The sequence below is a fragment of the Ruegeria arenilitoris genome, assembly GCF_013035315.1.
In the GTDB taxonomy this organism is placed as follows: domain Bacteria; phylum Pseudomonadota; class Alphaproteobacteria; order Rhodobacterales; family Rhodobacteraceae; genus Ruegeria; species Ruegeria arenilitoris_D.
On sequence record NZ_WQHP01000004.1, the window covers coordinates 259,450 to 272,037 of the forward strand.

The following is a 12,588-nucleotide window of genomic DNA, read 5'->3' on the forward strand; positions in this document are numbered from 1 at the left end:
CGCAAGGACAATCGAGGCACCCAACCGAGATTGTTCGCGTAGCTACCTCAATTTCGTAAGAAAATTGACAAAACTGTCACCCTGTTCAAACTGAATTTGTATCGGTTTTGTAATGAGTTTTTGGGTATGGAATCTGCAGAAAAGATCAAAGCCCGCACAGAGGCCTTGTATGCCCTGGGATTGGATCAAAGCGCCAGCTCAGATGATATTCGCAACGCCTGGCGGCATATCGCGTTTCATGGGCATCCTGATCAGGCGCATGGCGACTGTTCCGGGTTCACACGCGCTAAAGAGGCCTATGACCTTTTGCGCAAGGAAGGGTTTGCCAACAAAGGAAGCACCACAGGCAAACCGCGACGCCCAAAGTTGCGCCGTCGCATTATCACCCTGGAGACCTCCGACATCGACGCTTGCCGGGCGCTGCTGAACACCGCCTTGCCCGACAGAACGGGCGACGACGATTTCTCGGACGCGGAACTCATGTGCAAGTCCGACCATGTCCCGGATGCAGTGGGCTTCTTTGGACGACACCTGACCTTCTTTGTTCCAACGCCGGTCCATCAGGGGCCAAACCGCGTCGCGTTGCCGACATCGGTTCTGGCCGGATCACGCCGGACTGAAACCGAAGTTCTGAACTTTCAATCCAACGATTCCGGGTCGGGCGAGGTCGTCGTTCCGGACAACATCACCGCGAGAAAGTTTCCCGGAGCCAAAAGCGTTCGGATCAGGTTCGAAGCCGATCAGCAGATACGCGATGAGTTCTGGCTGGCCCACTAACGCAAAAAGCCCGGCTATACTTTGCCGGGCTTTGGTTTGGTGAGTGGCCACTTAGTTGGTGATCGGGCCTTCCGAGGTAAATTTCGGGATTACGCTGGTCGAAGCACCGTCGCCTTCGATACCGGGCCAGTTACCTTCGGCAATATTGATGTTGCCCGGTACGTCTTCTTCCCAAAAGCCAACCACGACATCTGTGATGTTCAGGTACAGCTTGTCATCGACAATGCGCCACAGGTTCGGGTTTGCCGGAACCTTGCCACCTTTCGACACGCCATAGGCACAATGCCCGTCATATTGCGGTGCATAAAAAGCGGGGTTTTCCAGGAATTTGTCACGGTTTTCTTCGGTCGCAAACGCCCAGGTCGCACCGTTGTAATCTGCAGTGATGTCCGCACGTCCACGCACGGCTTCGGGCTGTGACTGACCGACCGGAACCTGATCCAGGCTGCGATAGGCGACAACGTCATATCCGGATACGGCAAATCCGGTGCCGTCCACATATTGATCACCAGCAAAGGCCGGAGCGGCAAAAGTCAGCGCCGCAGCTACTGTCAGGGCAAAACGTTTCATGGTGGTCGGTCCTTTTGTCCTTGGGATTGTTGATCTGCCCGAACGTGCGGGTCTGACCATACAATAGGTGATTCACATCCGATGCGCAGTCCTGCTCGCGGCGCTGTGACGTCTAATGAGAAAACGTGAGAGGTTAAGTGAGGAATGTTACAAAACAGCCGCTGCGTTGGGGGTTGGACTCGGTGGCTTGCAACATTAGCTGTTGTGACGGACGGACAATTCACATGCACTTTGCACAGAAAGGCAAGAAATGAGCGAGCAACCGACCTATACGCCCCCAAAGGTCTGGACCTGGGATAGCCAAAGCGGCGGCCAATTCGCCAACATCAACCGCCCCATTGCCGGTGCCACCCACGACAAGGATCTGCCGGTTGGGCGTCATCCGATGCAGCTGTATTCACTGGCAACGCCAAACGGCGTGAAAGTCACCGTGATGTTGGAAGAGTTGCTGGCCTTGGGCCACGAAGGTGCGGAATACAATGCCTGGCTGATCAATATCGGCGAAGGCGATCAGTTCAGCTCGGGCTTTGTCGAGGCGAACCCGAACTCCAAAATCCCCGCCCTCTGGGATCGCTCGGGCGACGAACCGTTGCGCGTATTCGAGAGCGCTTCGATCCTGTTTCACCTGGCCGAAAAGTTCGGTGAGTTCCTGCCCGAATCTGGCCCGGAGCGCACCGAGGTAATGAACTGGGTTTTCTGGCAGATGGGCAGCGCGCCTTACTTGGGTGGCGGTTTTGGTCATTTCTACGCCTATGCGCCCGAGAAATGGGAATATCCGATCAACCGCTTCGCGATGGAGACCAAGCGTCAATTGGACGTTCTGGACCGCGAACTGGCCGACAAGACGTTTATCGCGGGCGAAGACTACACCATCGCTGACATGGCGATCTGGCCCTGGTACGGCCAGTTGGTTCTGGGCCGTCTCTACAGCGCTGCAGAGTTCCTGGACGTTGAATCGTACAAAAACGTTATGCGTTGGGCCAAAGCCATCGACGCTCGCCCGGCGGTGCAGCGCGGCCGCATGGTCAACCGCCCCTTTGGTGAGTTGCATACGCAGCTGCACGAGCGTCACGAAGCCAGCGATTTTGAAACCCGCACGCAGGACAAACTGGAAGCTGCTGCGGAATAATCAAATTGAGCCCCGCGATCATTCTGTCGCGGGGCTTACTTCAGAATTGGTGGTTTTTCCGGGTCACTGCCTGGTATTGTCTGAGTCACCACACGCGCTTCGGGTTGTGGCAGATCGAACCGCAAGCCAACCCGCGCCAATGAGGCCGCCACCTGATCATGTGCGCGGAAAAACCCGACATCCATAGCCCCTGCTTCTATCCCAGAAAACGTCAGCGCCTCGGACGCAGCTTTGGCCAAAGCAGGCTCTGCGCCTTCGACGGCACCGATGAACCCCAGCATATGACCCGCACCGCCGCCCTTGGATTTTGTTCCAACAAGATAGGCCGCCTCTGCCAATCCAACGGCTGTGGCAAGCTTCGCGTCTAATGCCGTCAGCAGATCATCGGGCAGACCCGCAGGAGGAAGGAACTCCTCCAACTGCTGCTGAACTTCTTCCGGGCCGTGCTGCAAGGTTTCAGCCAACCAGCCCAGCGCCTCAGCCGGGATCAGCATCGAGGACGGTGCGACTTCAAGGTTCAGCCCAAGTCCGATCCCCTGCCCGGCTAGCATCGCAGACAACACGCGACCCGAAAGCGCCACATACGGAACGGGACGCTCGGCGAACCGCGCCAGCCGATCCTCGCGATCAAACGCCAGAACAAAACGACCATCCGCAACGTCGAACAATTCTGGAGAGATACTTTCGTCCTTCGCTTCCTCAGTCAGCAGCAGGAACAATTCGCTGTCGGCCAGCCGTTCAAAGAACCGCAAACGCGCCGCATCATCCTGCGGATCAGCGGTCATCGCCCCGTGGGCATTATCCAGAGCCGTTGCTTCAGTCATTCAGAACCTCTTGCACCCGCGCACGCAGAACCGGCAGAAGGTCGGCTTGGAACCACGGGTTTTTCTTCAACCATGCCGTATTGCGCCACGACGGATGAGGCAAGGCAAAGACGCGCGGCGCATGGTCTCGCCAGTTGCGCACCGTCTCGGTAACTGAGCCGCGGACGTTCAGGTGGTATTTGTGAGCATGTCCCCCAACCAGTATCGTCAGAGGCACCTCACCCAACGTTTGCATGACCCTGCCATGCCACGTCTGTCCGCAGACAGGCGGCGGCGGCAAATCCGCATTTCGAGCGTCATAGCCCGGAAAACAAAAAGCCATAGGGACAATCGAAACCCGAGATCTGTCGTAAAACACTGTCTCATCTATCCCAAGCCAGTCCCGCAAACGATCGCCTGAGGGATCAGTGAATGGCCGCCCTGAGGCATGCACCCGCGCGCCCGGGGCCTGTCCCGCAATCAGAACAGGCGTTCCGGCGCGAAACCAAACCACAGGACGGGGTCGGTGCGCCGTTTGCGTTGCAGCGAAACGGTCAGCGCAGATGCGGCACGCGGCGATCTCTTTCTCAAGCGAATTCATCAGATAGCAAGGTTTCCTGCATCAAACTGGTTGACGGTCACGGTGAAAGATAGTCAACGCAAGGCGTGGGTCCAACAGATGGAAAAGTCACATTGCCAACAGCACGCCTGTGGATACATTGATCATTGCCGTCAAAATTCGACATAATGTGGCCCATATAAACGGGTAGGAACGCCCCTCTATCACCGGCGCGACCGGACCAACGAAAAGGTGCAAGCAGCAGGCCCCGAATGCTTGAGTTTGAGAATGTCAGCAAGTCCTTCTGGACCGGGACGCGCCGCAAGGTGATCCTGGACAATGTCTCGTTCCGGGTCGAACTGGGGCGCTCGGTTGGCATTCTAGCACCCAACGGCACTGGAAAAACCACCCTGATCAACATGATGGCGGGGCTGGAAAAGCCTGACGAAGGCGTGATCCGAAAATCCTGCCGCGTCTCCTTTCCGATGGGGTTTTCCGGTGGTGTGGCAAACAAGCTGTCGGCTTTGGAGAACTCGCGCTACGTTGCCAATATCTATGGGATGGACCCCGATTACGTTGAAGCTTATTGCAAGTGGCTTTGCAACTTGGGTGATTACTTCGACCAACCATTGGCGACTTATTCCAGCGGTATGAGGGGGCGCTTTACCTTCGCCCTCATGCTGGCGCTGGATTTCGATATGTACCTTATCGATGAAGGCATGCCCGCATCCACGGATGTGGAGTTCAACCGAAAGGCCGGGGATATCCTACGCGAAAAACTGCGCACCACGACGCTTGTGATCGTGTCGCACAGCCCCTCGGTGCTGGAAAAATTTGCGCAAGAAGCGGCAGTTCTTATGGACGGTCAGCTTTATATGTTCGACACCTTGGAAGAGGCCAAGCAGCTATATGACTACCAAACCCAAGGCTAGTATCTACAACTGGCGACGCAAACGCCGCAGCGCGGGAACGGAAGAAGCCCGCGCCGACGCCATCTCGCGTATTCGCAAGGCGACGCAGCCAGCCGAAGCGGCCAATGACCCGCAGCCGGGAACCGAAATCGACGCCATCAAGCGCGAAGGTCTAACGGGGCGTCAACTGCGGATCGCGCGCCGGTTGGCACAGAAAAACGGTCTGGCTGCGACGTCCGACTATGATGCCGTGCGGTTGCTGCGCCAAAGAGGGATCGACCCCTTTCATCGCGCAAACTTGCTTAACCTGGCGGGGGATGCGGCGGACCCGGATGACCAATCAAAAGGCAAGATAAGAATTCATTTGCCGCAGACCGTCAGTGAGAGTGGCGGGTCCTTGCCTGGGCCCGAGATGTCCCCGGCCCAACGGCGCGAGCGGGAAATTGACGAGATACGAAAAGACATCGCACGTCGCCGACGCCGCAAATTGCTTGCGCTGTTTGCACGCCTCGCCGTTTTTGTCTTCTTGCCGACGTTTATTGTGGGGCTCTATTTCTATCGTATCGCGACACCCATGTACGCCAGCGACTCGGCATTCTCTATCCTGCAAGCTGACGGCGGCGGAGCGTCGTTTGGCGGCTTCCTCGCGGGCACTCAATATGCGACAGCTCAGGACTCGGTGGCCACACAAGAGTTTCTGGAGTCCAAGGACGCCCTGCTGAGGCTGGAACGTGACATGGGCTTTACTGAGATCTTCGAGCAAGACTGGATCGATCCGATTCAGCGCCTTGCGCCAGATGCAACGCTCGAAGAGACATACAAGTTGTACAAGCGGATGATTACGATTGGCTATGACCCAAGTGACGGCATCATCCGAATGGAAGTTGCAGCACCTAACCCCGATATCGCGGTCGCAATATCGAATCGTTTGCTGGCTTACGCCGAAGAACGGATAAACGGCCTGACCGAGTTGAAGCGCGAAGACCAAATGCGCGATGCTTTGGCGGGGTTTGAGATGGCGCAAAAAGAACGCCAGAAAGCGCAAGAAGACTTGATTGAGCTTCAGCTCCAAGGGGCGATTCTCGATCCTGAAAACGTTATTATGGGCCTGCGTGCCCGGATCAACGGCCTTGAAACGCAGTTGCAGGAAAAAGAACTTCAGCTTGCCGCGCTGCTGGACAACCTGCGCCCCAACCAGGCCAAAGTCGACGGTGCGCGAGCGGACGTTGCGCGTCTGGAAGACGCACTGGAAGAATTGAACGCGGAAATGCTTGACGTCTCGGCTGGCGAAAACTCGCTGGCGCGGCTGAGCGTGCGCATTCAGATTGCTCAGGCTGATTTGGCGGCCCGGGATATGATGCTGCAGACGGCCATGCAGCAAATGGAGACCACACGGACAGAAGCCAACCGTAAAGTGCGCTATCTGACGGTATCCGTAAATCCGGTTCCAAGTCAGGATCCCACATACCCGCGCAAGTTCGAAAATACGATTTTGGCTTTTCTGTTGTTTGCTGGTATCTACCTGATGATCTCGCTTACCGCGTCGGTCCTTCGTGAACAGGTATCCTCGTAAGACACATGAAACATGTAAAAATCTCCGATCTGACGGTCGGTAATGATCTGCCGCTGACGATCATTGCCGGCCCCTGCCAGCTTGAAACCGCGGATCATGCGCAAATGATCGCTGGCGCAATGAAAGAAGCCTGCGATGCCGCTGGCGCGCAGTATGTCTTTAAGGCGTCCTACGACAAAGCGAACCGCACATCTTTATCGGGCAAGCGCGGGATGGGCATCGATGCAGGGCTGAAGGTGCTGGATGACATCCGTTCGGGCATGGGTATCCCGGTCCTGACGGACGTCCATTCCGAGGCCCAATGCGCCATAGCCGCCGAGGCTGTGGATGTGTTGCAGATCCCGGCTTTTCTGTGCCGCCAAACCGACATGTTGCTGGCTGCTGGCAACACGGGCAAAGCAGTGAACGTGAAAAAAGGTCAGTTCCTGGCCCCCTGGGAAATGGGCAATATCGTTGACAAGGTAGAAAGCACTGGTAACCACAACATACTTCTGACCGAACGCGGAACGTCCTTCGGCTACAACACGTTGGTGGCCGATATGCGCGGACTGCCGCAAATGGCCAAGACAGGCTATCCGGTTGTGATGGATGCGACCCACTCGGTACAGCAACCCGGCGGCAAAGGCGGATCTTCGGGCGGGCAGCGCGAATTTGCTCCGGTAATGGCGCGAGCGGCTGTATCGCTGGGCATCGGAGCGGTGTTCATTGAAACCCATCAGGACCCGGACAACGCCCCATCTGACGGGCCAAACATGATCCCTCTGGACGAGATGCCCCATCTGATTGACACACTGATGCGCTTTGATGCATTGGCCAAAGCAATCCCGATCCAGATTTAAGTACGAGCAATAGCATGACCAAACCCATCCCCGAGGTGACACCAAACACCTGGAGTTTTTTGCGCGACCCCATGATCAAACCGACGGGCTTTCGTGAATATGATGCCCGTTGGAAATACCCCGAAGAGATCAACCTGCCCGGCATGACTGCACTTGGTCTTGGTCTGGGCACACAGATGCGCAGACGCGGGATTGATCCTGTCATTGCGGTCGGAAACGACTATCGCGACTACTCTTTGGCGATTAAAAACGCACTGATCCTGGGGCTGATGCAAGCTGGCATTCAGGTCAAAGATATCGGCCCGGCACTTAGCCCAATGGCCTACTTTTCCCAGTTCCATCTGGACGTTCCTGCTGTGGCCATGGTCACGGCCAGCCATAACCCCAACGGTTGGACCGGGGTCAAAATGGGTTTTGACCGTCCGCTGACCCACGGCCCGGATGAGATGTCGGAGCTGCGCGACATTGTCCTGAACGGCGAGGGCGTAGCCCATGAAGGCGGTTCGTATGAGTTCGTCGATGGCGTGAAAGAGGCCTATATTGACGATCTGGTGGGTGACTTCAAAATGTCTCGCCCGTTGAAAGTTGTCTGCGCCACCGGAAACGGCACCGCCTCGGCCTTTGCCCCGGAAATCTTCGAGCGTATTGGCGTCGAAGTGGTGCCCAGCCACAATCGGCTGGACTATACCTTCCCCAACTACAACCCCAACCCCGAAGCCATGGAGATGCTGCACGACATGGCCGACAGCGTGAAATCCAGCGGTGCCGATCTGGCCCTTGGCTTCGACGGCGACGGCGACCGCTGCGGTGTTGTGGATGACGAGGGTGAAGAGATTTTTGCCGACAAGGTCGGCGTGATCATGGCCCGCGACCTTGCCAAGCTGTACCCGAACTCGACCTTCGTGGCCGACGTGAAATCGACCGGCCTGTTTGCCAGCGACCCCGAGTTGCAGGCGCATGGCGTGAAAGCGGATTATTGGAAAACCGGCCACAGCCACATGAAACGCCGTGTCAAGGAAATCAACGCTCTGGCGGGCTTTGAGAAATCGGGGCACTACTTCCTGGCCGAACCCATCGGACGTGGTTATGACTGCGGCATGCGCGTCGCAGTTGAGATTTGCAAGCTGATGGACCGTAACCCGGACAAAAGCATGTCGGATCTGCGCAAGGCCCTGCCCAAAACCTGGTCGACGCCGACCATGTCACCCTACGCGGCTGACACAGAAAAATATGACATCCTGAAACGGCTGGTCGACAAGCTGGTCGCCAAGGCAGACGCCGGAGACCGCTTTGCCGGTCGCGCGATCAAAGAAGTCGTCACCGTCAACGGTGCTCGAGTCATTCTGGACAATGGCAGCTGGGGTCTGGTTCGCGCGTCCTCGAACACTCCGAACCTTGTGGTGGTCTGCGAAAGCAGCGAAAGCGAAGAAGAAATGCGTGCGATCTTTGCTGATATCGACGCGGTCATTCGCACCGAACCCGGTGTTGGCGACTACGACCAGACGATCTGAACATTCTGTCGTTTCGGGGCCAGGGCGGCCCCGGAACGTTCAGGTCAGTTGCCGCCGAAAAGCTTCAATATCCCTTTGTTCAACTCGTCTTCCAACTTGTTCTTGATGGCGTCTTCGATCTGATCACTGTCGGTGATCGTTGTGTCCAACTCATTCCCGACCTTTTCGAAAACCTTCTGCTTGGCTTCGTCCTCAAGCTCTTTGGCTTTTCCCTCTGCAGCCGCTTCAATCACTTTGGTCAGGTCGGGTTTGATGGACGGGTTGCTCCATGGTCCGACGATCCGAACAGGCACCGCGATACCATTGCCCGAGTTGGCGCGAAGGGCGACGGGCGTGAACAGATAGTCGATGTCACGATTACCGATGCCGACACGACCCGAACCGTCCGCCCGAAAGTTGTCCAGCGACATCAACAGATCATCATTGCGCAAAACACCCTGATCAATGTTGAAGCTGGCGGACAGGCTGTTGAACACGGTCGTCCCGGCCTCACCCCCGCCCCGCCCCATCAGGCGGTCCAAGTCAAAGCCCGAGATCACGCCCCGGCCTACATCGACACGGCCCTTGCCGCTGAGTGAGCGCATGATCTGATCTTCGGTCTGCCCTACCCCCAGAAACTCGAATGACCCAGACCCGGTGCCCGACAGGCGTTCGATGCCGCCCAAGGTGGACAGGGCTTGTTGAACGTTGATTCCATCCGCGGTCAGATTGCCGCCGACAGACAAACCATTGCGATTGTTCGCCACGACCTGTCCGTTCAACTGGCCTGAGAACAAAGTGGCCGGGTTCATTTGCAGAACAGCGCGCGACCGATCCAGGTTCAGCGTCAGATCGCTGGGCCCCAGCGTCAGCCCCGGAACTGCAATGGAATTGGCCTTGAGGCGGATTCTACCGTTCGCCAGAGCCAGCGCAGAGGCATCTATCGGCGCGGTCGACCACCCTTCGTTCTGTGGCGTCGCGGGCGACGCTTGCGACGCACCACCGGTGGCCGCACCATCATTGAAACGGCTGAGGTCCAGATCACCTGCATCCAGCCGTGCCGTAATCTGAGGTGGGTCCGAGATCATGATATCCGCTTCACCCGTCAGTCGGTTGTCATCCAGCTGCGCCACCATATTGCGCAGCGAAATCCGCCCGTTCTGAGTGTATGTCATCTGCGCGGAAACATCCGCCGCGCGCCCCAGCCCCAACGGCACGCCCATTCCGGCCTGCCCGAATGCGGCCAGCATAAGCTCTGTGCTGGTCGTTTTGGCGCGCAGGCTACCAGCCATCTCGCCGGCAAGATTGACCCGGCCGTCAAAGGCGAAATCTCCGCCGGGCGCTGTGAGCGTCAAATCCAACGGCGTTACGACACCCGAGGCATAAGCGGGCAGGTCCTGAATACTCAGATCCACATCGACCGCCCCACCGGGAACCGCCATCTGGGCATGAACTTTCAATGGGGCGGCGATGTTCGGCCAACTGGCGGCCAGATCGACATTTGCAAAATCGAACTTGGTCGCGCCATTTTCGATGTACAGAAGACGCGCGTTTGTAAGTTTCAGGTGATCCAGTGTCACCTCTCCTTGCTGCCCTTGCGGGGTCGCACCGCTGGTCGAATTGGCCGGGGCAACGGTTGCAGGTGCCGACAGCTCCCAGTTGCCGCGACCGTCTGACAATTCCAGCCGCAGAACGGGGTTTTCCGCAATCACGCGTTTGATGCGCAGGTCACCGGAAATCAGGGCCGAGGCGTCTACCCCAACGGCCAGGCTCTCGGCGCTCAGCATCGGCTCAGGCCCGGCCCAGGACGCGTTTCCAAAGGTCACGGGACCGGTTTCCATCCCCAGCACCGGCCAGAAGGACAGGTTGACGTCCCCGGTCAGCTTCAGATCACGGCCGGTTTGCGCGCGAACCTGCTCGGCCAGAATCGTGGCCAGCTTGTCGCCCGGCATCAGCAACAGCGCGCCGATTACCAGCCCAAACACCGCCACTAACAGGAATAGAATGCGCAACAGCCACTTCATTTTCTGCTCTCCGCCTTTTTCATGCGTTTAAAAAGATCATCCAAAGCCTGCGTCGCATTTGCAAGGGGAAGCGTTCCCCACTATATGCCCGGCCATGACCACGAACCCGCCAAACCTCCGCCCCGACCTGGCGCCTGCCGCCCGGATGCCCGAGACGCCACGTTCGAACCAGCCGACGATCGGTATGGTCTCGTTGGGCTGCCCTAAGGCCCTGGTCGACAGCGAACGCATTCTGACGCGCCTCAGGGCCGAAGGTTACGGCATCTCACCGGATTATTCAGGCGCGGATGCCGTGATCGTGAACACTTGCGGGTTCCTCGACAGCGCTAAGGCCGAGTCTCTGGATGCGATTGGCGAGGCTTTGGTGGAGAACGGCAAAGTCATCGTGACAGGATGTTTGGGCGCCGAGCCGGATTACATTCGCGAACATCACCCGCGCATCATGGCGGTCACCGGGCCGCACCAGTATGAACAGGTGCTGGACGCCGTGCACCAGGCGGTGCCGCCCGATCCCGATCCATTCGTGGACCTGCTGCCCGCCGCGAGCGTGCAGCTGACGCCGCGCCATTACAGCTATCTCAAGATTTCCGAGGGCTGTAACCACAAGTGCAAGTTCTGCATCATTCCGGACATGCGCGGCAAACTGGCCAGCCGCCCGGCTCGTGCCATCCTGCGCGAAGCGGAAAAGCTGGTCGATAACGGTGTGCGCGAGCTGTTGGTGATCTCGCAGGACACCTCAGCTTACGGGCTGGACCGAAAATACGACGTGAACCCGTGGAAAGATCGCGAGGTGCGCAGCCATATCACCGATCTGGCGCGCGAACTGGGGCAGCTGGATGCCTGGGTCCGGCTGCATTACGTTTACCCTTACCCGCATGTGCGAGAGCTGATCCCGCTGATGGCCGAAGCGGGATGCAACGTGCTGCCCTATCTGGACATTCCGTTCCAACACGCCCACCCGGACGTTCTGAAACGCATGGCGCGCCCCGCTGCAGCGGCCAAGACACTGGATGAGATCGCCGTTTGGCGCGCGACGTGCCCCGATATCACCCTGCGCTCGACCTTCATCGTAGGCTACCCGGGCGAGACCGAGGCCGAGTTCCAGACCCTGTTGGACTGGATGGATGAGGCGCAACTGGATCGGGTCGGCTGCTTTCAATACGAAAACGTTGATGGCGCGCGGTCCAACGATCTTCCGGATCACGTCCCTGCTGAGGTCAAGCAAGAGCGCTGGGAACGCTTTATGGAGAAGGCGCAGGCAATCTCTGAGGCCAAGCTGGCGGCAAAGGTTGGCCGGACCCTTGATGTGATCGTAGACGAGATCGATGATGAGGCGGCCACCTGCCGCACCAAGGCAGACGCCCCTGAGATTGACGGCAACCTGTTCATTGACGAAGGGTTCGAAAACCTGAAACCCGGTGACATCGTGTCGGTCGAAGTTGACGAGGCCGGAGAATACGATCTGTGGGGTAAGTTGCGCTGACGCACCCTGCCCGATCACTCCGGATCGGAGAAGCGTGAGCCAAGTTCATTTGGATTCTGTTCAAAATTGGCGGACTATGGCAGGGCACTTCGTTACAGAAGTAGGAGGGTCCAATGTCTTGTCTGCATTCCATTGCAGCTACATGTGCCGCTGCGGTCATTGCCACGCATCTTTTTGCGGCACCAGCATTAGCCAACGGTTACGGCTCTAGCTCAGGAGGGTTTCTTTCCGTACGCTCTGGGTCAGTGACCTTGCATATTCGCAGTACGCATCCCGTGAACCGCTACTACGTCACGCCCAAAGTCTACGTGCGCAAATCCAAGCCGAAGGGCTATGATCTCAAAGGGACACCGAAGGTTCATTACCACAAGACGAAACCGCGAGTGTACTACACAAAGCCTGTCAGGAAAAAACATCGCCGGTCTTTCGG

General features: G+C 57.7%; 11 protein-coding genes. 7 read left to right on the plus strand and 4 right to left on the minus strand.

What is annotated here, in order from left to right; genetic code table 11:
* Positions 1-126: 126 nt before the first annotated feature.
* On the plus strand, positions 127-777 hold the full coding sequence (locus GOV53_RS11035) for a J domain-containing protein (protein WP_170466579.1): 651 nt from the start codon (positions 127-129) through the stop codon (positions 775-777).
* A gap of 51 nt (positions 778-828) precedes the next feature.
* Here the strand turns inward: GOV53_RS11035 and GOV53_RS11040 are convergent, their stop codons facing one another.
* Positions 829-1,347: a YHS domain-containing (seleno)protein gene (locus GOV53_RS11040; RefSeq protein WP_170422988.1), complete on the minus strand. Its 519-nt coding sequence runs from the start codon at positions 1,345-1,347 to the stop codon at positions 829-831.
* Positions 1,348-1,597: 250 nt separating this feature from the next.
* On the opposite strand from GOV53_RS11040, the gene yghU reads away from it, so the two are divergent.
* The gene (gene yghU, locus GOV53_RS11045; RefSeq protein ID WP_170466582.1) at positions 1,598-2,476 is read left to right on the plus strand and encodes a glutathione-dependent disulfide-bond oxidoreductase; all 879 of its coding nucleotides are present in this window, start codon (positions 1,598-1,600) and stop codon (positions 2,474-2,476) included.
* A 35-nt stretch (positions 2,477-2,511) separates the two neighbouring features.
* On the opposite strand, the gene GOV53_RS11050 is transcribed toward yghU, so the two are convergent.
* Entirely contained in the window at positions 2,512-3,300 is a 789-nt protein-coding gene (locus GOV53_RS11050; protein ID WP_170466585.1) for an SseB family protein, read from the minus strand.
* Positions 3,293-3,880: a uracil-DNA glycosylase family protein gene (locus tag GOV53_RS11055; protein WP_170466588.1), complete on the minus strand. Its 588-nt coding sequence runs from the start codon at positions 3,878-3,880 to the stop codon at positions 3,293-3,295. The genes GOV53_RS11050 and GOV53_RS11055 overlap by 8 nt, the downstream gene beginning before the upstream one ends.
* 230 nt (positions 3,881-4,110) lie before the next feature.
* Here GOV53_RS11055 and GOV53_RS11060 point away from each other — a divergent pair, with 230 nt between their 5' ends.
* From GOV53_RS11060 to GOV53_RS11075, 4 genes are read left to right on the plus strand one after another with little or no spacing between them, the layout of a single operon-like run.
* A complete protein-coding gene (locus GOV53_RS11060; protein WP_170422996.1) occupies positions 4,111-4,770 on the plus strand; it encodes an ABC transporter ATP-binding protein in 660 nt (219 codons plus the stop codon).
* Positions 4,748-6,322 carry a capsule biosynthesis protein gene (locus GOV53_RS11065; RefSeq protein ID WP_170466590.1) on the plus strand — a complete coding sequence of 525 codons (1,575 nt, stop codon included), beginning with the start codon at positions 4,748-4,750 and terminating at the stop codon, positions 6,320-6,322. Before GOV53_RS11060 ends, GOV53_RS11065 begins: the two co-directional genes overlap by 23 nt.
* Before the next feature lie 5 nt (positions 6,323-6,327).
* Positions 6,328-7,161, plus strand: coding sequence for a 3-deoxy-8-phosphooctulonate synthase (gene kdsA / locus GOV53_RS11070; protein WP_170466593.1), 834 nt, complete (start codon positions 6,328-6,330; stop codon positions 7,159-7,161).
* A gap of 14 nt (positions 7,162-7,175) precedes the next feature.
* Complete coding sequence (locus GOV53_RS11075) at positions 7,176-8,672, plus strand: phosphomannomutase/phosphoglucomutase (RefSeq protein ID WP_170466597.1); 1,497 nt, start codon at positions 7,176-7,178, stop codon at positions 8,670-8,672.
* Between the two features lie 44 nt (positions 8,673-8,716).
* On the opposite strand, the gene GOV53_RS11080 is transcribed toward GOV53_RS11075, so the two are convergent.
* A complete protein-coding gene (locus GOV53_RS11080; protein ID WP_170466600.1) occupies positions 8,717-10,675 on the minus strand; it encodes an AsmA family protein in 1,959 nt (652 codons plus the stop codon).
* A 94-nt stretch (positions 10,676-10,769) separates the two neighbouring features.
* On the opposite strand from GOV53_RS11080, the gene rimO reads away from it, so the two are divergent.
* Positions 10,770-12,158, plus strand: coding sequence for a 30S ribosomal protein S12 methylthiotransferase RimO (rimO, locus tag GOV53_RS11085; RefSeq protein ID WP_170466603.1), 1,389 nt, complete (start codon positions 10,770-10,772; stop codon positions 12,156-12,158).
* Positions 12,159-12,588 lie beyond the last annotated feature (430 nt).